This window comes from Microvirga sp. BSC39, from assembly GCF_000739015.1.
Taxonomy (GTDB): domain Bacteria; phylum Pseudomonadota; class Alphaproteobacteria; order Rhizobiales; family Beijerinckiaceae; genus Microvirga.
In genome coordinates this window covers 1-23,374 of sequence record NZ_JPUG01000008.1, presented here as the reverse complement: position 1 = coordinate 23,374, position 23,374 = coordinate 1, and the positions used below count along the sequence as shown (strand labels likewise).

General features: G+C 64.3%; 17 protein-coding genes, 1 tRNA gene and 1 rRNA gene. 9 read left to right on the top strand and 10 right to left on the bottom strand.

The window, feature by feature from the left end; genetic code table 11:
* Positions 1-141 precede the first annotated feature (141 nt).
* The 3 genes from rrf to rimO all read left to right on the top strand — a co-directional run bounded on the left by rrf (position 142) and on the right by rimO (position 2,815).
* A 5S ribosomal RNA gene (rrf, locus tag MA07_RS01000) occupies positions 142-258 on the top strand.
* A 128-nt stretch (positions 259-386) separates the two neighbouring features.
* Positions 387-463, top strand: a tRNA-Met gene (locus MA07_RS00995).
* Between the two features lie 1,035 nt (positions 464-1,498).
* On the top strand, positions 1,499-2,815 hold the full coding sequence (gene rimO, locus MA07_RS00985; protein WP_036345832.1) for a 30S ribosomal protein S12 methylthiotransferase RimO: 1,317 nt from the start codon (positions 1,499-1,501) through the stop codon (positions 2,813-2,815).
* Positions 2,816-2,827: 12 nt separating this feature from the next.
* On the opposite strand, the gene MA07_RS00980 is transcribed toward rimO, so the two are convergent.
* The 5 genes from MA07_RS00980 to MA07_RS00960 form a co-directional block, all read right to left on the bottom strand.
* Positions 2,828-3,463 carry a nicotinamidase gene (locus tag MA07_RS00980; RefSeq protein WP_081928692.1) on the bottom strand — a complete coding sequence of 212 codons (636 nt, stop codon included), beginning with the start codon at positions 3,461-3,463 and terminating at the stop codon, positions 2,828-2,830.
* Positions 3,464-3,568: 105 nt separating this feature from the next.
* Positions 3,569-4,651 (bottom strand): BMP family ABC transporter substrate-binding protein, encoded by a 1,083-nt coding sequence (locus MA07_RS00975; protein ID WP_036345827.1) that lies wholly within the window; start codon positions 4,649-4,651, stop codon positions 3,569-3,571.
* A gap of 103 nt (positions 4,652-4,754) precedes the next feature.
* Positions 4,755-5,672 carry an ABC transporter permease gene (locus MA07_RS00970; protein WP_036345825.1) on the bottom strand — a complete coding sequence of 306 codons (918 nt, stop codon included), beginning with the start codon at positions 5,670-5,672 and terminating at the stop codon, positions 4,755-4,757.
* A complete protein-coding gene (locus MA07_RS00965; protein ID WP_036345823.1) occupies positions 5,669-6,745 on the bottom strand; it encodes an ABC transporter permease in 1,077 nt (358 codons plus the stop codon). Before MA07_RS00965 ends, MA07_RS00970 begins: the two co-directional genes overlap by 4 nt.
* On the bottom strand, positions 6,735-8,282 hold the full coding sequence (locus MA07_RS00960; protein ID WP_036345820.1) for an ABC transporter ATP-binding protein: 1,548 nt from the start codon (positions 8,280-8,282) through the stop codon (positions 6,735-6,737). The genes MA07_RS00965 and MA07_RS00960 overlap by 11 nt, the downstream gene beginning before the upstream one ends.
* Before the next feature lie 203 nt (positions 8,283-8,485).
* On the opposite strand from MA07_RS00960, the gene MA07_RS00955 reads away from it, so the two are divergent.
* On the top strand, positions 8,486-9,694 hold the full coding sequence (locus MA07_RS00955; protein ID WP_036345818.1) for a UbiH/UbiF family hydroxylase: 1,209 nt from the start codon (positions 8,486-8,488) through the stop codon (positions 9,692-9,694).
* Here MA07_RS00955 and MA07_RS00950 read toward each other — a convergent pair.
* Positions 9,691-10,662: an AEC family transporter gene (locus MA07_RS00950; protein ID WP_036345816.1), complete on the bottom strand. Its 972-nt coding sequence runs from the start codon at positions 10,660-10,662 to the stop codon at positions 9,691-9,693. The genes MA07_RS00955 and MA07_RS00950 overlap by 4 nt on opposite strands.
* 210 nt (positions 10,663-10,872) lie before the next feature.
* On the opposite strand from MA07_RS00950, the gene hspQ reads away from it, so the two are divergent.
* Positions 10,873-11,202, top strand: coding sequence for a heat shock protein HspQ (gene hspQ, locus MA07_RS00945; RefSeq protein WP_036345813.1), 330 nt, complete (start codon positions 10,873-10,875; stop codon positions 11,200-11,202).
* Between the two features lie 70 nt (positions 11,203-11,272).
* On the opposite strand, the gene MA07_RS00940 is transcribed toward hspQ, so the two are convergent.
* Positions 11,273-12,151, bottom strand: coding sequence for an invasion associated locus B family protein (locus MA07_RS00940; protein ID WP_036345811.1), 879 nt, complete (start codon positions 12,149-12,151; stop codon positions 11,273-11,275).
* A 213-nt stretch (positions 12,152-12,364) separates the two neighbouring features.
* Between MA07_RS00940 and MA07_RS00935 the strand changes: the two genes are divergently transcribed.
* Complete coding sequence (locus tag MA07_RS00935; RefSeq protein ID WP_036345809.1) at positions 12,365-14,173, top strand: extracellular solute-binding protein; 1,809 nt, start codon at positions 12,365-12,367, stop codon at positions 14,171-14,173.
* A 128-nt stretch (positions 14,174-14,301) separates the two neighbouring features.
* The gene (locus MA07_RS00930; protein WP_036345807.1) at positions 14,302-14,646 is read left to right on the top strand and encodes a hypothetical protein; all 345 of its coding nucleotides are present in this window, start codon (positions 14,302-14,304) and stop codon (positions 14,644-14,646) included.
* Here the strand turns inward: MA07_RS00930 and MA07_RS00925 are convergent.
* The 3 genes from MA07_RS00925 to MA07_RS00915 all read right to left on the bottom strand — a co-directional run bounded on the left by MA07_RS00925 (position 14,643) and on the right by MA07_RS00915 (position 19,522).
* The gene (locus MA07_RS00925) at positions 14,643-15,518 is read right to left on the bottom strand and encodes a serine hydrolase domain-containing protein (protein WP_036345805.1); all 876 of its coding nucleotides are present in this window, start codon (positions 15,516-15,518) and stop codon (positions 14,643-14,645) included. The genes MA07_RS00930 and MA07_RS00925 overlap by 4 nt on opposite strands.
* Positions 15,518-19,039, bottom strand: coding sequence for a transcription-repair coupling factor (gene mfd, locus MA07_RS00920; protein WP_036345803.1), 3,522 nt, complete (start codon positions 19,037-19,039; stop codon positions 15,518-15,520). Before mfd ends, MA07_RS00925 begins: the two co-directional genes overlap by 1 nt.
* 186 nt (positions 19,040-19,225) lie before the next feature.
* Positions 19,226-19,522: a succinate dehydrogenase assembly factor 2 gene (locus MA07_RS00915; RefSeq protein ID WP_036345801.1), complete on the bottom strand. Its 297-nt coding sequence runs from the start codon at positions 19,520-19,522 to the stop codon at positions 19,226-19,228.
* An 88-nt stretch (positions 19,523-19,610) separates the two neighbouring features.
* Here MA07_RS00915 and recG point away from each other — a divergent pair, with 88 nt between their 5' ends.
* Positions 19,611-21,728, top strand: a complete 2,118-nt coding sequence (gene recG, locus MA07_RS00910; RefSeq protein ID WP_036345799.1) for an ATP-dependent DNA helicase RecG — start codon at positions 19,611-19,613, stop codon at positions 21,726-21,728.
* 631 nt (positions 21,729-22,359) lie between these two features.
* The coding region (locus MA07_RS00905) for an AMP-binding protein (RefSeq protein ID WP_152568670.1) at positions 22,360-23,374 on the top strand (1,015 nt) is incomplete at its 3' end.

Genomic DNA, 23,374 nt, shown 5'->3' with positions numbered 1-23,374 from the left:
CGGGCATGGGCGGCCGGTCGGCCTTGCGGACCCTGACGGGTCCGGGGCGCCAACTTTGACGAGAAAGACTTTGACCTTGGAGCTGCGAAGTTCGAAGGTGGAGCCCTGAGGCTCCCTTGCCTGCTGTTTGTCCTTCGCCGGTCCGGTGATTTGAGCGAGGAGCTAAAGAACCCGATCCCATCTCGAACTCGGCCGTTAAACTCCTCAGCGCCGATGGTACTGTGTCTCAAGACCCGGGAGAGTAGGTCATTGCCGGGCCTGCCAAGGACAAACACAACGCCTCTTTACAGTCTCTGACAACACAAGCGCGGTCGTTCCAGCAGAACGCCGCGCTTTTGCGTATCTCCCCTTCGCCTTCAAAGCCCTGCTTTGAAGGCCATGAGTGGCGCGGGGTGGAGCAGCCCGGTAGCTCGTCAGGCTCATAACCTGAAGGTCACAGGTTCAAATCCTGTCCCCGCAACCAACACACAAGCCCTCGTGCGCAAAACGCCACGGGGGCTTTTTGCCGTTCAGAGCACAGAGACAGCATGCCACACGGGCCGGCAACATTGCCTCAACAGGCGATTTGACTGGTAGACAGCTATCGCTCGCTGTTGCGCACTAAACGAACGCGGCAGCGAGCGATAAGTGAAATTGCCACAACACCAGAAATTGCTCCTGCTCCGCTAAAGAAAGCATCAGAGACGCGAACCGACCGCCCAGGCGAGAAAAACTGGAAGGCTTCGAGGAGGACGGCACTCATGGTGAGTGTGACGGCAACTAGGAGCCGCTTCCGAGCGTAGCCGAGGCCAAACAGTCCAGCGGCAACAAGGTACGCGAGAAAGTGCTCGATTTCGTCCGGAGCGCCCGTTCTAATCTCAAGCTTGCTGGGCAACAAAGAGAGGAAGGCAAGGAAGAGCACACAGCACCATGAGCAAACTCGCATGATGCTTTGGTTCAGGTGCTGGCGGCGGGCGAACGGACGCATTGTTCCTCTGGATCTTGGCGCAAGGGAATTCTACCGAAAAGCTTGATCAAGAGGCATTCACAATTCTAAGAGCTCCCGCCTCATGTGCATTGCCGATCACAATTTCCCTGTTCGGAGAGCGTCTGTCTCTTCATCACGACCGAGTGCAACTCCTTAAGAACCTGTTAGGGTAAAGTCATCTTCTACAAGGTGCAGTGGTCAGGATCACCAGTCGTCCAAGGGCACCCCAGTACTCAAGCAGTCATTCGGCCCAGCAAACGCTCCCTGAACGCCAGATGCTTGGTCAACCGGGATGTTGTAAAGGCAGTCTTAGTGCTGTAAACGCACACGAAAGTCTTCGTCGCGCTCCTTCTCCGAGCGCATGTGCAAGGCATTGGTATAGATCACGGAACTGCTCAGCGTGTCGGCCCCGTGCCCGCGGCTGCCCAAGTTCCGGTTTGACAGACCTCCTGCAACGAGTTCGCACCAATGCGGCGTTCAGCGGGCCGTCTTTACGGATGTCTATTTCGATTGCAAGAATGGATTCGGCGGATGAATGCTCCCGCGCCCAAAGTCTCGTTCGTATCCCTCGGCTGCCCGAAGGCCTTGGTCGATTCCGAGCGCATCATTACCCAGCTTCGCGCTCAAGGTTACCAGCTGACCAAGGAGCATGATGGGGCCGATGTGGTCATCGTCAACACCTGCGGCTTCCTCGACAGTGCCAAGGCTGAGTCCCTGGAGGCCATCGGCGAGGCTATGGCCGAGAACGGCAAGGTCATCGTCACCGGCTGCATGGGGGCCGAACCTCAGCAGATCCGTGACCAGTTCCCGAACGTTCTCGCGATCACCGGTCCGCAAGCCTACGAGACCGTGGTCTCGGCCGTACACCAGGCCGTACCGCCGGCTCATGACCCCTTCGTGGATCTCGTGCCGCCCCAGGGCGTGAAGCTGACGCCACGTCACTACGCCTACCTGAAGATTTCCGAGGGCTGCAACAACCGCTGCTCCTTCTGCATCATCCCCAAACTGCGCGGCGATCTCGTCAGCCGCCCGATCGGGGACGTTCTGCGCGAAGCCGAGAAGCTTGCCCGGGCTGGCGTCCGGGAGCTCCTGGTGATCTCGCAGGACACCAGTGCCTACGGCCTCGACATCAAGTATCAGCCGAGCCTGTGGAAAGACCGGGAGGTCCGCACCCGCTTCTTCGAATTGGCCAAGGAACTGGGCGAACTCGGCATGTGGGTGCGGATGCACTACGTCTATCCCTACCCGCACGTGGACGAGGTTATCCCGCTCATGGCCGAGGGGAAGATCCTCCCCTACCTCGACATCCCGTTCCAGCACGCCTCCCCCAGCGTCCTGAAGCTCATGCGTCGTCCTGGTAACCAGGAGAAGACCCTGGAGCGCATCCACAAGTGGCGCGAGATCTGCCCGGATCTCGCCATCCGCTCGACCTTCATCGTCGGCTTCCCCGGCGAGACGGAGGAGGACATGGACCTCCTGGTGCAATGGCTGAAGGACGCCAAGATCGACCGTGCCGGCTGCTTCCAGTACGAGCCGGTCCAGGGCGCGCCGGCCAACGACATCGCGGGCGCAGTGCCGGACGAGGTGAAGGAGGAGCGCTGGCACCGCTTCATGCAGACCCAGCAGAAGGTCAGCACCAAGATTCTAAAGAGCAAGGTCGGCAAGACGCTCCCGGTCATCATCGATGAGCCCGGCGCGACGGTCGCCACCGGCCGTACCAAGTACGACGCTCCGGAGATCGACGGCGTGGTCTATGTGGCCTCACGCCAGCCGCTCAAGGCCGGCGAGATCGTCAACGTGACAATCGAGAGCTCGGACGAATACGACCTCCATGGGACGGCGGTTTAACCGCCCCTCCCTTTATGCACTTCGAAGCTGAGCGCTGCCGATGATGTGAACACCGGCAGCGCTCAAATCATTTTGGGCTCTTGCAAGGGACCCATTCGTGCCGATGGCCCGTGAGGCATCCTCGATGAGGTAAGTCTCGAAACCGGCAGCGGCAGCGTCGAGCGCGGTCCATGCGACGCAGAAATCCAGGGCCAACCCTGCACAGAAGACCCGCCGGAACCCGCGCTCCTTCAAGTAGCCCGCCAGACCCGTCGAGGTTTGCCGGTCCGCTTCCTTGAAGCCCGAGTAACTGTCGATGTCTAGGTTGTAACCCTTGCGGATCACGAGCTGCGCGTGCGGAATATCCAGCTCCCGCGAGATCTCTGCGCCGGGTGTTCCCTGCACACAATGATCGGGCCAGAGCACCTGCGGGCCGTAATGAAGATCGATCATCTCGAAGGGCTGCCTGTCCGGATGGCTCGAAGCGAAGGAGGCATGCCCCTTCGGATGCCAATCCTGCGTCAGAACCACATGGCGGAAGGCTTTGGCGAGGCGGTTGATCGGCTCGATCACTGCACCGCCTTGAGGCACGGCAAGCGCGCCGCCGGGAAGGAAGTCGTATTGGACGTCGGTTACGATAAGGATGTCCTGATCACTTGGCTTCACGATGCCCTGTCCTTCCCTGCGCCATATGTCGGTTCACGAATATAGCGGCTCAAACGAAAAGGGCAGCCGATCCCTCGGCTGCCCTCACCTCTTGCGAACCGCTTTGGCTTATTGCGGGATCTTGTCCTCGATGCCCTTCACGTAGAAGTTCATGCCGAGCACCTGCTCGTCCGAGAGGGCACCCTGTCCCTTGCACTCGATCTCCTTGCCGTCCTGGCCCATGATCGGGCACTTGAACGGGTTGAGCTGCCCGGAGCGGATGGCGGCTTCAGTCTCCTGAGCCAGCTTCTTCACGTCGTCGGGCATGTTCTTGTAGGGCGACATCACGACCATGTTGGAGGCCAGTCCGCCCCAGACGTCTTCCGACTTCCAGGTGCCGTCGAGAATGGCCTTGGCGCGGGCGACGTAGTAGTCCGACCAGTTGTCGACGATCGCGGTGAGCTGGGCCTTCGGAGCGAAGCGCTCCATGTCGGAAGCCTGGCCGAAACCGAACTTGCCGCGGGCCTCGGCTGCCTGGATCGGCGCCGGGCTGTCCGTGTGCTGGGCCAGCATGTCGACTCCCTGGTCAAGGAGCGCCTTGGCGGCATCGCCTTCCTTCGCCGGATCATACCACGTGTTGGCGAACACGATCTTGATCTTGACGCTCGGGTTCACCGACTGGGCGCCGAGATAGAAGGCGTTGATGCCGGCGATCACTTCCGGAATCGGGAAGGCGCCCACATAACCGATGGTGTTGGACTTCGTCATCTTGCCGGCGATCTGGCCGATGATGTAGCGGCCCTCGTGGAACTTGGCCGCATAGGTCGAGAGGTTCGGGTTGCGCTTGAAGCCGGTAGCGTGCTCGAACTTGATGTTCGGGTACTTCTTGGCGACCTTCAGGGTCGGCTCCATGAAGCCGAAGGAGGTCGTGAAGATCAGGTCGTGGCCGGTACGGGCCAGTTGCTCGATGGCGCGCTCGGAATCGGCCTCAGGCACGCTCTCCACGAAGGTGGTGGTCACCTTGCCCGGAAAGGCCTTTTCGATGGCCTGGCGGCCCACATCGTGCTGGTAGCTCCAGCCGTGGTCGCCCACCGGGCCCACATAGATGAAGCCGACCTTGATCTTGTCCTTGGGCTGCGCGACTGCGCTGCCGGCCGACAGAGCCAGGACCGCTGCCCCTGCCAAGGCTCCGAAGACTTTCCCTGAAAACATGCTCGTTCCTTCGAGGTTAGGTTTCCAATATTCCGTCGCAGGTCTGGAGGCTTCTGGCAAGAATTCCTCTGCCTACACTTTAGTCAGGTTAACTTTGCTTTGCTCATCGGTCAGGCACGAAGGGCGTGCCCAGAGATCCTGGGGCCCCGATGGCCCTGCCATGCCGGATGGAGAGGAGCAGGAGCGCCAGGATCGTGGCCAGATACGGGACGGCCGAAAGCACCTGCGACGGCACTCCGAACTGGGCGGCCTGAGCGTGAAGCTGCAGCACCGTGGCCGCACCGAAGATATAGGCCCCGATCAGCACCCAGCCCGGCCGCCAGGCGGCGAATACCACGAGCGCCAAGGCGATCCAGCCACGGCCGGCCGTCATTCCGGGCGACCAGAACCGGGTGTACACGAGGGCGAGGTAGGCTCCGGCCAAGCCCGCGCAGGCGCCGCCGAACAGGATGGCCCAGAAGCGCACCCGCCACACCGGCAGGCCGAGGGCATTGGCCGAGGTATGATTCTCGCCGATGGAGCGCAGGGTAAGCCCCGAGCGGGTCCGCATCAGATAAAGCCCCACCAGGATCGTCAGCACGATAGAGGCATAGACGAAAAGGTCCTGCTCGAAGAGCAGGCGGCCAATGACGGGGATATCGCTCAAGACGGGAATGTCGACCGGCGCGACGGGATCGCGCCGTGCGCCGACGAACGGAGCCCCGATGAGGCCTGACAGGCCTAGCCCCAGGATGGTGAGCGCAAGGCCGGAACCGGTCTGGTTCGCCGCAAAGCCGAGCACGAGCAACGCAAACAGCGCCGCCATGAGAGCACCTGCCAGCATGCCGGCGGCCACACCGAGGAGCGTGGAGTCGAACGTTACGGCCGCGGCGAAGCTGCAGGCAGCCCCCATCACCATCATGCCCTCGACGCCGAGGTTCAGGACGCCGGAGCGCTCCGTCACGAGTTCGCCGAGAGCCGCGATCAGCAGTGGTGTGGAGGCGGTGACGATGGTCAGCAGAATGGCCTCGAAAGTGGTCATTTGCCCCCTCCCCGTGTCACGAAGCGAATGCGATAGCTGACCATGGCATCGGCCGCGAGCACGCATAGCAGCAGGATGCCCTGGAACGCCTGTGTGAGATCGAGCGGCAGCTTGAGCATGATCTGCGCGCTCTCGCCACCGATGAAGGTGAGAGCGACAACAAGCGAAGCAACCAGGATGCCAATGGGATTGAGGCGCCCGAGGAACGCGACCGTAATGGCCGTGAAGCCATAGCCCGGAGAGATCGAGGGCTGAAGCTGGCCGATCTGCCCCGACACCTCGGAGATGCCGGCCAATCCGGCCAGCCCGCCGGAAATCGCAAAGACCGCAAGGGTCGTCGCCTTGGAGCTGAAGCCGGCGAAGCGGGCCGCACGAGGCGCGTCACCCGTGAGCTTCAGGCGGTAGCCGAACAGGGTTCGGCCCAACACGATGGCCGTGACCAGGACGGCAATTGCTGCAAACACCGCGCCGTAGTGCACACGGCCGCCTTCCAAGATAGGATGCAGCGTCGCCGAGGGATCGAAGGTGACCGATTGCGGGAAGTTGAAGCCCTTCGGATCGCGCCAGGGCCCACGTACGAGATAATCGAGGATCAGCTGTGCCACATAGACCAGCATGAGGCTTGTCAGAATCTCGTTGACCCCGAAGCGGGTCTTCAGGAAGGCCGGGATCATGCCCCAGAGGGCGCCGCCGATAATCCCGAGCAGCAGCATGAGCGGCAGCACCCAGAGCCCTGCATCGGTGCCATGGGTTCGCAGCGCGAGCCAGCCCCCGAGCACCGCCCCGACCACATACTGCCCCTCTGCACCGATGTTCCAGAGATTGGCGCGAAAGCAGTACGACAGGCCGATGGCGATGAGCGCCATCGGGGTCGCCTTCACAAGAAGCTCCTGGAGAGACCAGGGATCGCTCAGGGGCTGGAGCACATAAACGTCGAAGGCTGCAATCGGCGAACGGCCCATGAGCCAGATCACGAAGCCGGCGATCAGGAAGGCCGTGAGGAAGGCCGCAACCGACGCGAAGACGCGCATCACCGTAGGTGAGTTGGTGCGAGGCGTCAGCTCAAATCGCATGGACGCCTCCCTGACCCTGAGCAACGCCGAGCATTTCGAGCCCCACGGCTTCCTTGGTCCATTCGCCGATGGGTCTCAGCGGGCTCAAAGTACCCTGGTGGATCACGGCCATCCGGTCCGCCACCTCGAACAGTTCGTCGAGATCCTGGCTGACGACCACCACGGCACTGCCCTCCCGCGCCAGATCGACCAGAGCCTGGCGGATGAGGCGGGCTGCGCCGGCATCGACGCCCCAGGTCGGCTGATCGACGATGATGAGCTTGGGGCGCCGGATGATCTCGCGGCCGATGACGAACTTCTGGAGGTTGCCGCCCGAGAGCTTGCGCGCCTGTGGGTCTCCTTCGGGCGTGCGCACGTCGAAGCTCTCGACGATGGAGCGGGCGACCCGCCTGGCGGCATTCATCAGGATGAAGCCGGATCGGCTCACCTCGGTGGCAGCGTGCGAGATCAAGGTGTTCTCGCTCAAGCTGTGGGTCGGGGCAGCCGCATGGCCCAACCGCTCCTCCGGCACGAAGGCTGCACCAAGACGCCTGCGGGCATCGATCCCCATGGTGCCCGAGGGTTTGCCGTTGATAGCAATGGACTCAGGGTGATCTGCCAAGCGTTCGCCCGACAGTGCGGCAAAGAGTTCGCTTTGCCCATTGCCCGCGACCCCGGCGATGCCGACGACCTCGCCGGCCCGCGCCACGAGGTTGATGTCGCGCAGCGCCTGCCCGTGCAGGCCTGCCGGCGGCATCGACAGGTTCGACACCCTGAGTGTCTCCCCCTGAGGGTGATGCGGCGCATCGGTGCGGATCTCGCCCACTGCGCTGCCGACCATCAGGGCCGCGATCTCGCGGGCGCTGCTCGCCCGAGGATCCATGGTCGCCACCACCCGCCCCGCCCGCAGGATGGTGGCGCGGCGGCAGAGGCGGCGCACCTCCTCCAGCTTGTGGGAGATGTAGAGAATGGAGCAGCCCTCGGCCGAGAGCCTGTCGAGGGTCGTGAAGAGATGTTCTGCCTCCTGCGGCGTGAGCACCGAGGTCGGCTCGTCGAGGATGAGCAGGCGCGGGTTCTGGAGCAGGCACCGGACGATCTCGATGCGCTGACGCTCGCCCGCAGACAGGGTCCACACGGCGCGGTCCGCATCGAGCGCCAGACCGTAGGTCCGGCTGATCTCGCCAAGCTTCTCCCGGACGGTGGAGAGGCTCCAATCGTCGGAGAGCGCCACGGCAATGTTCTCGGCCACGCTCAACTCGTCGAAGAGCGAGAAGTGCTGGAAGACCATGCCGAGGCCGAGAGCCCGCGCCTCGACCGGCGAGCCGATGGTCACGGGCCGGCCTTCCAGGCGGATCTCGCCGGCGCTCGGCTCGATCACGCCGTAGAGGATCTTGACCAGGGTCGACTTCCCTGCCCCGTTCTCCCCGAGAAGCGCGTGAATCTCGCCCGGTTCGATGGACAGGTCGATCCCGTCATTCGCGAGAAGATCGCCGTAACGCTTGCTGATCCCTTTAAGTTCGACGAGGGGCGGCCCCGAGGGTGGTACGTCTGCCTTCACACAAGCGTCTCTGACTTAAAGGTTGAAGCCGGGTCGGAATCTGCACATGAATGACGTCCCGTACGGAAGCTTGCAAGCGCCGTACCGGCTCGTCATCCCTTCGTTCGGCGATCATAGGGATGCGGCGCACCGGTCGGCAATGGCGAATCCATGGTTTATTGTGAGTCCGCTCCCCGTCCACAGATTGGTGAAGAGGCAAGCCTTTGACCGAGAGCACCTATAACATCGCCGTCGTCGGCGCCGGAGCCGTGGGCTTGAGCGCCGCCCTGGCCTTTGCCCGTGACGGGTTCAGGACCGTTCTGGTCGGAGGGCTCGATACGCGCCGCGATGGCCGCACCGTCGCCCTTCTCAATGGCTCGGTCCGCTTTCTGGAGGCGCTCGGCGCCTGGCCCTCGATTGTCCGGGAGGCGGCACCCCTCGAGACCATGCGGATCGTCGACGATACGGGCAGCCTGTTCCGTCCCCCGCCGGCCGCTTTTCGGGCCGGCGAGATCGGCCTGGATGCTTTCGGCTGGAATGTCGAGAACGCCACCCTGGTCGAGAAGCTGGCCGAGGCAGCGCGTGCTTGCGAAAACCTCGTCCATGTGCCGGAATTCGCGACCGGCTTCGGAGCGAACGAGGCCGGAGCCACCCTGACCCTGGCCAATGGTGGAACGGTCAAGGCGGCCCTTGTCGTTGCCGCGGACGGGCGCAATTCCAAGCTGCGCCATATCGCCGGTATCGGGAACCAGACATGGTCCTACCCGCAATCCGCCGTGACCGTGATCCTCGCTCATGATCGGGAACACCGGGAAACCTCGACCGAGTTTCACACTCGCCACGGGCCCTTCACCCTGGTTCCCCTGCCCGGCCGGCGCTCCAGCCTCGTCTGGGTGACGAGCAAGGCTGAGGCGGAGCGCCTTTCCAGGCTTGATGATGCATCCCTCGCGCTCGCCATCGAACGGCAGGCCCAGTCTCATCTCGGTGCGATGCGCATCGACGGGCCGCGCGGGCTCGTGCCGATGACCGGCCTGTCGGTGAGCCGCTACTGGGCTCCGCGCCTCGCCCTCGTGGGCGAAGCCGCCCATGTGTTCCCACCCATCGGGGCCCAGGGCCTCAATCTCGGCTTCCGTGACGCGGCTTCGTTAAGGGATGCAGTCGTCGACGGTCAGAACGAGGGCTTGGATCTGGGGTCGGATGAATCCCTGGGCCGCTATCAACGCAGCCGCGATCTCGACGTCCGCCTGCGCACGGCCGCCGTGGACGGGCTGAACCGCACCCTGCTGACTGGCATGATCCCGACGGACTTCCTCCGTGGTGCCGGACTGCTGGCGCTCAGCAACATCGGGCCATTGCGCAGGATCGTCATGCGCGAGGGGGTGTTGCCGCAGGTGGGCGTGCCGCGCCTGATGCAAGGCGCCTCGCCGGCTTAAGGAAACAGGTCGTACGGCACGGCGCCGGTCTTGGTGGTGATATAGAGGATGCCGGTCAGCGTCAGCATCGAGACCAAGGTTCCGATGAGCACGCAGGCCGAGGCACGCTCCACGCCCACATTGTACTGGGTCGAGATGACGAAGATGTTCAGGGCCGGCGGCAGCGCCGCCATGATGATCGCCGCATAGGTCCAGGCGGGACCGAAATCGCCCAGGGCCGAGAGCACCACCCACACCAGGAGCGGGTGGAGGATCAGCTTGATGAACACCAGGACCGGCACCTCGCCCGGCATCTGCCGCAAGGGCCTCAGGGCCACGGTGACCCCTAAGATGAACAGGGCGCAGGGCGCAGCGGCCCCTGAGAGCCAGGTGACGATCTGATCGGCGGCCTGCGGCAGCCGGAGATGCAGGTAGCTTGCCGCGACGCCGATGGCGGTCGCGACATTGAAGGGGTGGGTCACGACGCGCCAGACGATTCTGCGGATCGTGGCCGACAGGCTCAGCTTCTCAACCCCTGCCAAGGACATGAGCAGCGGCACGACTGAGAACAGGAATAGGTTGTCGAAGACGAAGATCAGCACCACCGGAGCGCTGGCGGAGGCGCCGATCGCCGCAAGGATCAGTGGCGGCCCCATATAGCCGATATTGGAATAGGACCCGGCCACGCCCTGCATAACCGATTGCGGCAGGTCCCTGGTATACCGCCATCCGGTGGTGAAGGAGAGCGCAAAGGCGCAGAAGGTTGAGAACGTCGTCGCCAGGATGAAGGGCCAGTTCGCCAGTTCGTCCAAGGGCTTGTCGGCAATGAGCCGATAGAACAGGCAGGGCAGCGCCACATAGATCAGGAAGAACTGCATCCAGGCGAGCCCGGCCTCCGGCTGCTTCACCACCTTGCCGCAGAAGAATCCAAGCCCGATGAGGCCGAAGAAGGGGGCGAGCAGGTTGAACAGCCCGATCAGGTCGGACATGGGGCGGCTCCAGGCAGAGGGACGAGGCGGACGCGGGCGTGAGGATCCCTTCTGGCAAGGTTCCTACCTTGCGGCAATCCCACCTATCGGACGCCTCATAGTCCTAAAATGCAGAGCTGGGCGAGACGAACTCTGCTCTCCTGATCGTGAGGTGGGCAGGTTTGGAGATTCCTGCCCGAATGTCTATATGAGAATCCAGGAGTTAAGACCATGAAAGCGAGTTCAGCCAAATTCGCGATCGGCCAAGTGGTTCGGCACCGGGTGTTCGACTTCAGGGGACTCATTTTCGACGTCGACCCCGAATTCGACAACACGGAAGAATGGTGGCTGTCCATCCCCGAGGATGTACGGCCCCGCAAAGACCAGCCGTTTTACCACCTCTTCGCCGAGAACGCGGAAACCGAATACATCGCCTATGTCTCCGAGCAGAACCTTCTGCCCGACGAGTCAGGCGAGCCGTTGCGCAACCCGATGATCGGCGAGATGTTCACCCGCCAGAAGAACGGCACCTACAGAGCCCACCCGATCCTGGCCAACTGAGAATAAACGCATCAAAAGAAAACGCCGGGCCAAGAGCCCGGCGTTTCTGTTTCGTGGAAGTCCTTTGGCCTTACGGCTTAGGAGCAGCCTGGGCGGCTGGAGCGGCTGCACCCGGAGCGGCAGGAGCGCCCGGTGCGCCGGCAGCGCCGTTAAGCATCTTCTGGCGCATCTCTTCGCTCTTCTTCTGCAACTCTTCCTGCAACTTCTTCTGCTGCTCCTCGAGCACCTTCGGGTCGATCGGCGGACCGTCGAAGGACTTGCCGAAGCCAGCGGCCGGGACGGCGAAGGTGATCTCGCGGCCCATCTGGTTCTGAACGCTGACGTTCAGGTTGGCGCCCTTCTTCAGGGAGGCGATGAAGTCGTCCTTCACCTGAGCCTCGGCGAAGCAGCCGTTGGGCAGGCACATGACGTAACGGCCAGCGACGGCCTGACCCTGATCGACCGTGAAGCGCAGGCCCGGCTGCAGGAGCAGGCCGAGCGGCATCACGAAGCGGACGACCTTCTGCGGCTGCTGGCCCTTCACGTCATAGACGGCAAGAGCGAGAACCGGCTGGCCCTGATCCGACACGAAATCGCGGGTGGTGTAGCAGATCTCGGTGTTGGTGTTCTGGTCCTTGCCGCAGACCTTGGTCCACTCCGGCTGGGACGGCTCGGCCTTCACCTGCACGACCGTCGGGCCGGCATTCTGCTGCTGTTGCTGCTGCGCGCCCTGGGCCGGGACTCCGGGGGCGGCAGGACGGGCCGGCTGAGCGGCAGGAGCAGCAGGAGGAGCGGCAGGGCGTGCCGGCTGAGCTGCCGGAGCCGCGGGCCGCTGGGCCGGAGCGGTCTGAGCCGGAGCAGGTTGAGCCGGAGCGGTCTGGGCCAGAACGGGTGCGCTCACCAGAACGGCCAAAGCTGTTGCCAGGCCACGGGTCCCCCCCAGGCTCGCGAAGCGTGTCGCGAAAGACATGTCGTTAGATCCTCTTCAGTCGAAAGGTCGGCTTTCGAAGTGGCCGTTTATCCGGCGCGTTCTTAACCTGCAATGACGTGGTCAAATCCTCGCTCAATGTGGCGAAGACAAGACGTGTGGCGCTCCTTTAACCTTTCATGTGGTAGGTTTCCAGTCACCCAGGGCAAAATTCTGTACAACATTGCTCAGGTGAGAACCGGCATCGGGAGAGCCATGGGCCGCGGGCTTATCAGAAATCTGCTGTTTTCGGCTGCTCTTGCCCTCATGACCTCCGGCGCCGCCGCGCAGGGAACGCTCCCGCTGCGGCATGGCATCGCGATGCACGGGGAGCCTGCGCTCGCGTCCGGCTTCGAGCATCTGCCTTACGCCGACCCGCAAGCGCCCAAGGGCGGTCGAATCACGCTTGCCCTTCAGGGCACCTTCGACAGCCTCAATCCCTTGATCGTCCTGGGCGTGGCGCCGGACGTGGTGCCCCGCTACGTTCTCCAGCCCCTCATGATGCGCTCCGCCGACGAGCCCTTCACGATCTACGGCCTGCTCGCGCGCGCCGTGGAGATGCCGGAAGACCGGAGCTTCATCACTTTCCATCTCGATCCGCGCGCGCGTTTTTCCGACGGTCAGCCGCTCACGGCCGTGGATGTGCGCTTCTCGTTCGAGATGCTGAAGAAGAACGGCAAGCCGTTCCATCGGTCGAGCTTCGGGCAGGTGAAGGCGGTCGAGATTATCGACCCGCACCGCATCCGGTTCGACCTCTCGGGCTCCAACGACCGGGAGTTGCCTCTCCTGATCGGGATGATGACGATCTTTCCGGCTCATGCGACCAACCCGGACACCTTCGACAAGACCAGCCTCACCCCACCTGTCGGCTCAGGTCCTTATGTTCTAAGCGAGGTGAAACCCGGGGAACGGGTCGTGCTGACCCGGCGCAAGGGCTATTGGGGCGAGGATCTGCCCGTCACCCGCGGCCTCTACAACTTCGACGAGATCCGTTACGATTTCTATCGTGACGCCAATACCTTGTTCGAGGCCTTTAAGGCAGGACTTTACGATTTCAGGATCGAGAGCGACCCGGGCCAATGGGCGACCGGCTACGACATTCCTGCCGTAAGAAGCGGGCGCATCCTCCGCGAGACCATGGCGACACGGCTGCCTAAGGGCATGAACGGTTTCGTCTTCAACACCCGCAAGCCGCTCTTCAACGATGTGAGGGTGCGTGAGGCCCTGAGCTACCTGTTCGATTTCGATTGGGTGAATCGCAACCTCTACTTCGGGCAGCTCACCCGCTCCAACAGCTACTTCTCGGGTTCGGATCTTGCCTCCACGGGCCGCCCGGCCGATGCACGCGAGCGTGTGTTGCTGACGGAGTTCCAATCACCTGTACGGGACGACATCCTTGAGGGTCGCTGGGAGCCGCCGGCGGGTGACGGATCCGGCCGGGATCGGGACATGGCCCGCAAGGCGCTCGCCCTTCTGGGTGATGCCGGCTGGGTGCTCGAAGGCGACATCCTGCGGAAGAAGGAGACCGGCGAGCCCTTCACCTTCGAGATGCTCGTCAATTCCCGCTCGCAGGAGAGGCTTGCCCTGAACTTCTCTCAATCCTTAAGCCGTGTCGGCATTCAGGCGCGGGTGCGCCTCGTCGACGATGTGCAGTACTGGCGGCGTCTGGCCCGATTCGACTTCGATATGGTCCAGTGGCTTTGGCCCGCCTCCCTTTCCCCCGGAAACGAGCAACGCAACCGCTGGGGTTCCGCCGCGGCCCAAAGGAGTGGGTCCCATAACCACGCCGGAGTAGCGTCCCCAGCAATCGACCGCCTTATCGATGCGCTGCTGGAGGCTAAAAGCCGGGAGGGCTTTGTTTCAGCCGTCCGGGCCCTCGATCGCACCCTGCTGTCCGGCTTCTATGTAGTGCCGCTGTTTTACCTGAAGGATCAATGGCTTGCCTACAGCAGCGATCTTGGCAAGCCTGCAACCGTGCCGCTCATGGGGACCAACATCGACACCTGGTGGCGGCAACGGCAATGATCCACAGGAGGGATCCGAGTCGCCCATTGTTGAGCTTCCATTCATGTAGAAGATGAAACTAATGCCCTGCTTCGACGTTAGGTGAGTACCTCCTGTCCCACTGTCGCGTCCAAATGCAGGGTATCGTCATGAACGCAATGCCGAAGGTCCTCGTTGTCGATAGCGGCGAGCGCGCCCCCGATGGCGCTCTGTCCGCCGAACTGGCCGGCATGGGTTATGCGAGCGTGACCACCCCCTTCGAGGCGGCCGACGACGTCCTGGCCCTCATCCCGAGCCCGGCTGCCGTGGTGCTGCAGATGCCCCGCCATGCCGACTGGGCGGAGCGCAAGCGCTTCCTCGACCTCGCCCGCCGTCTGCGCAAGAACCTGGGAGAGAGCGGGACCCCGGTCATCATCACCGGTGGTCTGAGCGGAGCAGCCACCATGCTCCAGAACCAGCTCAGTGTCCGCGTCGCCGCCGCGCCGGACCTCTAGCGTTTCAGGAGCCGGAAAGCCCCTTCTTCCGTTTTCGCCTCATCGTTGCTCGTCCTGAAAAAGGCCGCTGTTCGCGGCTGTGCGCCGCCAAGATCCCTATAGACCGCGATCGTGCTGCCCGGCCCTCCGCCGGTATGCCCGCCTACCTTGACACCCGAAGTCGTCTCACCCGTCATGGCGCCCAGTCCATAGCGAGGATTCTGCCAGGGACGCCCTGGCACAGGCCCCGGGAGCGCGAACGGAGTGAGCATTTCCTGCAATAGCTCAGGTGTCAGCAGGCTGCCTTCCAGCAGCCGGTCGAGCAAAAGCGCAACCTCCGCGACGGTTCCAACCAGCAGCCCGTGATAGACCCATCCCGGGTGGTAGCCCTCCGCGCTGCCCATGGTGACGTGTTCTAGATCCGCCCGCTCCCGCGCAATGCGCGCGCTCGCGATCCCAAGCGGCGCCAGGACGAGACGCTGCAGGGCCCCGTTGAGGTCGGACCCGGTCATGGTCTCGATCAGCTGACCGACGATCAGATATCCGACATTGGAGTAGTCCCACCCCTCGCCTGCCGGATAGCGCAGCCGCTCCGCATCGAGCCGAGTGAGCAGCTCCGGCACCGGCCAAGGATCATCACCCCGCTCGACAGCCTCGTGGTAGGCGCGAAGGCCGCCGTAGTTTGCCAGCCCCGAGCGGTGCTGGAGCAGGTGACGGAGGGTGTAGGACTTGCCTTCGATTGGATCATCCAGACCCACGAGACCATCCCGCACGAGCACCAGGGCGGCGGCCGCGAGAACAGTTTTCGTGAAGCTCCACCAGGGCACGAGGCGATCGGCGTCGCGGCCGTCGACCACGGCGCCATCCTCGATTATGGCCCAGGCCTCGACCATCAGGCCGCCTTCTTCTCCGCAATCCGGGCGAGGCTGCGCAGGATCGTGGTCGCGGCCTTGATGCGCTCGTCCGGCGTCTCGATGTCCCGGATAAACACGATCTTCATGTCCGGGCGCACCTTCGCGAAGGAAGCCTGCTCCGTGACATAGGAAATGAGGCCTGTCGGGTTGGCGAAGGAGTTGTCGCGGAAGGAGATGATGATCCCCTTCGGCCCGCCATCCACCTTCTCCACATTGGCCCGGCGGCAGAGCACCTTGATGGCCATGATCTTGAGAAGCTGGTCGACCTCCGACGGCACTGGGCCGAACCGGTCGACCATCTCCGCCCGGAAGGCGTCGATCTCCTGATCGGTCTCGAAGGTCGAGAGACGGCGGTAGAGGCCAAGGCGCAGTTGCAGATCGGCGATGTAGCTCTCCGGGATCATGACCGGCGCACCAACCGCAATGGTGGGCGACCACTGGTCCTCCGTCGGCTCCTCGATGCCGGCCTTGAGCTGCGCCACCGCTTCTTCCAGCATCTGCTGGTAGAGCTCGTAGCCCACTTCCTTGATGTGGCCCGACTGCTCCTCGCCCAGCAGGTTGCCCGCGCCGCGGATGTCGAGGTCGTGGGAGGCGAGCTGGAAGCCGGCACCCAGGGTGTCGAGGGTCTGCAGCACCTTGAGGCGCCGCTCGGCCTGCACCGTCAGGGACTTGTTGGCCGGCACCGTGAACAGGGCATAGGCCCGCGTCTTGGAGCGCCCGACGCGGCCGCGCAGCTGGTAGAGCTGCGAGAGGCCGAACATGTCGGCCCGGTGCACGATCAGCGTGTTGGCAGTCGGGATGTCGAGGCCGGATTCCACGATGGTCGTGGAGAGCAGGATGTCATACCTGCCTTCGTAGAAGGCGGTCATGACGTCTTCGAGCTGGCCCGCCGCCATCTGGCCGTGCGCCACCGCCACCTTGGCCTCCGGCACCTCCTTGTCCAGGAAGGCCTTGACCTCGCCGAGGTCGTCGAGGCGCGGCACCACATAGAACGCCTGCCCGCCCCGATAGCGCTCGCGCAGCAGCGCCTCGCGGACGAGGAGCGGATCGAAGGGCGTGATGAAGGTGCGGACTGCCAGGCGATCCACCGGCGGCGTCGTGATCAGCGACAGCTCGCGCACGCCGGTGAGGGCCAGCTGCAGGGTGCGCGGGATCGGGGTGGCCGAAAGGGTCAGCACGTGGACCTCGGCACGCAGCTCCTTGAGGCGCTCCTTGTGGGTCACGCCGAAATGCTGCTCCTCGTCGATGATGATGAGGCCGATATCCTTGAACTTGATGGCCTTGCCGAGAAGCGCATGGGTGCCGATGACGATATCGACGGACCCGTCGGTCAGCCCCTCCTTGGTCTTCTTCATCTCGGCCGCCGGCACGAAGCGGGAGGCCTGGGCCACGTTGAGCGGCAGGCCGCGGAAGCGGTCGCAGAAGGTGCGGTAGTGCTGGCGCGCCAGAAGGGTCGTGGGCACCACCACGGCGACCTGCTTGCCGCTCATGGCCGCCACGAAGGCGGCGCGCAGCGCCACTTCGGTCTTGCCGAAACCGACATCGCCGCAGACGAGGCGGTCCATGGGTCGGCCGGAGCCCATGTCGTCCAGCACTGCCTCGATCGCGTTGAGCTGGTCTTCGGTCTCGTCATAGGGGAAGCGGGCCGCGAACTCGTCGTAGAGCCCTTCCGGCGGCGTCAGGCGCGGGGCGTCCTTGAGGATGCGGGCGGCGGCGATCTTCATGAGCGCGCCGGCCATCTCGCGGATGCGCTGCTTCATGCGGGCCTTGCGGGCCTGCCAGGCTCCTCCGCCGAGCTTGTCGAGCTGGACCTCAGTCTCCTCCGACCCGTAGCGGGTCAGGAGCTCGATGTTCTCCACCGGCAGGAACAGGCGGTCGCCGCCGGCATAATGCAGTTCCAGGCAGTCGTGCGGAGCGCCGGCTGCCTCGATGGTCTTCAGCCCTTCGAAGCGCCCGATGCCGTGATCCACGTGCACCACGAGATCGCCCGGCGTGAGCGCCGCCACCTCGGTGAGAAAGTCCTGCGGCCGCTTGGACTTCCGCTTCTGGCGCACCAGACGGTCGCCGAGGATGTCCTGCTCGCTGATGACCGCGAGATCGGCGGTCTCGAAACCCGATTCCAGTGGCCAGATTCCGACCGGGATCTCGTTGCGCGGGTAGGCCAGAGCCTCCGAAAAGCGACCAATCGGTTTCGTCTGGCGCAGGTCGTGGTCCTGCAGCACGTGGCAGAGGCGCTCCCGCGAGCCCTCGGACCAGGCACCCAGCATCACACGCTTCTTGGCCGCCTGCAGGTCGCGGATGTGGCGGATCACCGCCTCGAACACGTTGGCGTTCTCGTCCGCCCGCTCGGCGATGAAGTTGCGGCCCTGCCGCGCCTCGCAGTCGATGACGAGCCGGCCGGAGGATTCCGGAAGCGCGAAGGGCGTCAGTCGCGCGAGCGGGAGGGCGGCGGTGCGCTCCGACCACTCCTCCGGCCTGAAATAAAGCGCATCCGGCGGCAGCGGACGATACGGCGCGACGCCGGCCTGGTTCTGGCCAATGCCCTCGCGGCGGGCATCGTAATAGTCCTTTACTTGGGACAGGCGCTCGGCGGCCGCATCATCGGCCAGGGCATCGAACACCACCGGAATGCCGGGCAGGTAATCGAACAGCGTGTCGAGGTGATCGTGAAACAGCGGCATCCAGTGCTCGAGGCCCGGGTAACGCCGCCCCTCGCTGATCGCCTCGTAGAGCCGGTCGTCGCGGGTCGGCGCCCCGAAGGTCGCCACATAGGCCTGCCGGAAGCGCTTGATGCTCTCGGTGGTCAGCTGCACCTCGCTCATGGGAACGAGATCGAGGGAGCGCAGGGTTCCGACCGTGCGCTGGGTCTCCGGATCGAAGGCACGGATCGATTCCAGCGCGTCGCCGAAGAAGTCGAGGCGGACCGGGTTGGGCAGCCCTGCCGGGAAGAGATCGATGATGCCGCCGCGGACCGCGTATTCGCCCGTGTCGCGCACGGTGCCGGTGCGGAGAAAGCCGTTGGCCTCCAGCCAATTGACCAGCTGGGTGGTGTCCACCACATTGCCGGGCGCGGCCGAGAAGGTCTCAGCCGCGATGCGGCTCCTCGGCGGCACGCGCTGGACGAGGGCGTTGACCGTCGTGGACAGGATGCGCGGCTTGTCCTCGGACGTTTTGGAGCGCGCGAGCCGCGCGAGTGTCGTCATCCGCTGCGCCGTGATCGCCGCATTGGGCGAGACGCGGTCGTAGGGCTGGCAGTCCCAAGCCGGGAAAGTCAGAATTTCGATCTCGGGAGCGATGAAGCCGAGGCTGCTGGCGAAGTTCTGCTGCCGCTGCCCGTCTCGGGCCACATGAACCAGAACGGCCGGTCCCTCCACCTGCCCCGAGAGGCCGCGCGCAAGATCGGCAACCGCGAGCGCGTCAAATCCGTCCGGTGCGCCGGACAAGGTCAGGCTTTGGCCCTTCTTGAGAGCTTCGAGGGCGCGTGTCAGGGCAGGCTTCATGGTGAAATATCAGGCCAGAGATCAAAGGGAACGCGGGCGTTTCCGCCCGGTTCGGTGATGGACTTGTTTTCCCGTGTCATCCCCGGCGGTCTATCGGGACCGGGAAGGGGATCCATGGTGCAGTCGTGTGAGTGGATTCCCTTCCCCTTCGCTACGCTCCGGCCGGGAACGACACTTGGCAAAATGTCAGGTGTGGATCGGCGAGGTGTGGGTGTGGAAGGCCTTCAGGCGCTGGAACAGGGGCGTGTCGTAATTTGAGGGCGTTTCGATTTCGCCCGTGATCCAGCCCAGCAGATCCCGGTCCGTCACCTCGATCAGGCGCTCGAACTCGGCAAGGTCCTGCTCCGAGAGTTCCCCGATCTCAGCATCGGCAAACCGGCCCATGATCAGGTCCATCTCCCGCATGCCCCGGTGCCAGGACCGGTACAGGATCTGCCTGCGGCGAACGTCGAGGCCGGCGCTGCTGCGTGTCGTTCCGCTCATGACAATGCTCCGATCCGATAAGTTACCGTCGCCTCCGGCTGACTTGGCCGCTATATAACCATCTCCCTTCCAGTTGCCACCCATTTGAATGTCACTGCGTCCTTCCATTCTCGATCCGCTCTTCGCCCCGGCCAACACTCTGCCCGGGGTCGGCCCGAAGATCGCCCCCTTGCTGGACCGCCTCCTCGGCGAGCCGGGTAAGCCCACGCGCGTCGCGGACCTTCTGTTTCATCTGCCGAGCAGCGGCATTTCGCGGGAAATGAAGGGCTCCGTGGCGGATGCCCCTGTGGGCGAACCGGTCACCATCTCCGTGAGCGTCGTCGCGCACCGCCTGCCCCCGCCCGGCCGCCGGGCGCCGTACCGGATCCTGGTGGAGGACGAGACCGGCGACGTCACGCTGATCTTCTTCAACGGCCAGAAGGCGCGGCTTGAAAAGATCCTGCCCGTCGGTGAGCGCCGCTATGTCTCCGGCAAGATCGAGCTCTGGGACGGTCGGCGCCAGATGGTCCATCCGGACCGCATCCTCGACGACCGTGGCATCGAGAACCTGCCGGCCGTCGAAGCCGTCTACGGCCTTACCGAGGGCCTGTCGTCCCGTATGGTGGGCAAGTATATCGGCGCTGCCCTCGAAAAGGTCCCGCACCTGCCCGAGTGGCAGGACCCCGCCTGGCTGGGCCGCAATGCCCTGCCCGATTTCCGGCAGGCGCTCTTTGCCCTCCACAGACCCGACAATGCCGCGCAGCTGTCCGAGGAGGCCATCGCCAAATCCGCCCCGCGCCGGCGCCTGGCCTATGACGAGCTGCTGGCCTCGCAGCTGGCCCTCGCCCTCGTGCGAAGCCGCATGCGGCGTCTGCCGGGCCGGGTGAATGCGGGCGACGGGCGTCTGGTCGAGCGTCTGAAAGCTGCCCTGCCCTTCGGTCTTACAGCATCGCAGGAAAAAGCCGTCGAGGACATTCGCCAGGACCTCGTGTCGGACAAGAAGATGCTGCGGCTGCTCCAGGGCGATGTGGGCTCCGGCAAGACAGTCGTCGGTTTGCTCACCATGGCAAGCGCCATCGAGACAGGCCGTCAGGCCGCCATGATGGCGCCGACCGAAATCCTCGCCCGCCAGCACTATGAGCGGCTTGCGCCCATGGCGGAACAGGCGGGGCTCACCATCGCCCTGCTGACAGGACGCGAGAAGGGCGTCGCGCGCAGGAATATCCTCGCGGGCCTTGCTGATGGCAGCATCCAGATCGCCGTGGGCACTCACGCCCTGTTCCAGGAAGGCGTCGCGTTCCACGATTTGGGTGTTGCTGTCGTCGACGAGCAGCACCGCTTCGGCGTGCACCAGCGCCTTGCGCTCGGCTCCAAGGGCGAAGCCGTCGACATCCTCGTCATGACCGCGACCCCGATCCCGCGCACCCTGGCCCTCACCTACTTCGGCGACATGGATGTGTCGGTACTGAGCGAGAAGCCGGCAGGCCGCAAACCCATCTCGACGAAGCTCATCGCCATTGACCGGCTCGACGAGGTCGTCGGTGGCATCGGGCGCGCCATCGCCAATGGCGATCAGATCTATTGGGTATGCCCGCTCGTGGGCGAATCCGAGTCCATCGATCTCGCCGCCGCCGAGGAACGGTTCGAGATGCTGACAGGCTTCTTTGGCGACCAGGTCGGTCTCGTGCACGGCAAGATGGCCGGAAAGGACAAGGATGCCGCCATGGAGCGGTTCTCCAGCGGCGAGACCAAGATCCTGGTTTCCACCACGGTGATCGAGGTCGGCGTCGACGTGCCGAACGCCACCATCATGGTGATCGAGCATGCCGAGCGCTTCGGCCTCGCACAATTGCATCAGCTGCGCGGACGCATCGGGCGCGGTTCCAAATCCTCCACCTGTCTGCTTGTCTACAAGGGGCCGCTGGGACAAGTCGCCCAAGCCCGGCTTGAGATGATGCGCCAGACGGAAGACGGCTTCCGCATTGCCGAGGAGGACCTGCGCCTGCGTGGCGAAGGCGAGGTGCTGGGCACCCGCCAGTCGGGTACGCCAGGCTTCAAGCTGGCGCGCCTAGAGGTGGATGGCGATCTCCTCGGCGCCGCCCGGGACGATGCCCGTCTGATCGTGGACCGGGATCCGGATCTCGTCAGCGAGCGAGGGCAGGCACTGCGCGTGCTGCTCTACCTGTTCGAGCGCGATTCCGCGATCCGGCTGCTGCGAGCGGGTTAAGCGGCGACAGCGTTCATGATGACTGCTGGGTCTCTGACGACTCAGAGCGCGAGCCTGAGAGCTGAAGATTCAGAGGAGCGGACTCGGGGTCACGTAGCAATCTCAGCCGGCATCTTGCGCTCCGGATCCGGCTTAATCCCCACCTTGCCTTTCGACTACCTCAAACGAGTAGATGCAGCCAGTTTTCAGGCCTCCTATCTATGGTTCGATGAAGATATGAGCTCCGACTGACGTGGGGTTCTGCGTTCAGTGATACCGCTTCTTCGTCCTTTAACATTGAGGCGTCAGGCTATATTCCTAGTACCGATCGGCGCTTGCGCGTGCCGGTCTGGTTTCCGCTAGAAGGATCGAAAGGAATGAGAAACCCCTGGGCCGCATTCCCGATCCTCCAGCGGAGAGAATGTCATGAATGTTGTTTTCCGATCGGAAGGTCAGCAGCTTCGGATGGTGAGCCGCAGGGCTTTGATGAAACATTGATCTTCATATCGAGAGCAGGCCTCATGAGCAGGCGCCCTGAATGAACGCTGTTAAACTTTACCATCGTCTTCCGTATCCGCTGCGCTGTGCGTCTGCGAGTGCGCGGGGGCTGTACCTGCGCTGGTGGCGCTACGACGCCTCCACGGACCGGGCCGTGGCCGAGATCCTCAGCCGCGAGACCTGGAGCCCGGCTCAGTGGCAGGCCTGGACCGACGAGGAGCTGGCCCGGCTGCTGCACCGGGCTGCGACCCGGGTGCCCTGGTACCGGGAGCACTGGGCCCGGCGCCGGCGGGAGGGCGACCGGCGCTCGTCCGAGTTGCTGGAGCATTGGCCGGTGCTCGAGAAGGCGGAGCTGCGGGCCAACCCGCGGGCGTTCCTGGCCGACGACTGCCGGCCTGCGCGCATGTTCGGCGTGCACACCAGCGGCACCACCGGCACGCCGGTGCACATTCTGCAGAGCCGCGCCACGGTGCTGCGCCAGTACGCCCTGATGGAGGCGCGCTGGCGCGGCTGGAACGGCGTCTCACGCCACGACCGATGGGCGATCCTTGGTGGTCAGCTTGTAACGCCGGTGGCGCAGGAGGCGCCGCCGTACTGGGTGTGGAACGCGGGCCTGCGCCAGCTGTACATGTCGGCCTACCATCTCTCGCCGGCAGCCGCCGAGCACTACCGGGCGGCGCTGGTGCGCCACAAGGTGCGCTACATCTGGGGCTACCCGTCGGGTCTGCACGCCCTGGCCGAGGACCTGCTGGCCCGCGGCCTGACCGTGCCCGGCCTCGAGGTGGTGATCACCAACGCTGAGCCGCTTCTGGAGGTGCAGCGGTCGGCGATCGAGCGGGCGTTTGGCTGTCCGGTGGTGGAGAGCTATGGGATGACGGAGGCGGTGGTGTCGGCGAGCCAGTGCCGGCACGGGGCGCTGCATCTGTGGCCGGAGTCGGGGGTTCTGGAGGTGGTGGACGGGGCTGCTCCGGTGGTGCGGGGTCAGGCGGGGGAGTTTCTGGCCACGGGGCTGAACAACCCGGACATGCCGCTGATCCGGTACCGCACGGGGGACCGGGGGGCTTTGGCGGCGGACGCGGGGGTGTGTGCGTGCGGGCGGACGCTGCCGCGGCTGGGACGGGTGGAGGGCCGCAGTGACGACGTGCTCTACACCCCGGACGGACGACGCG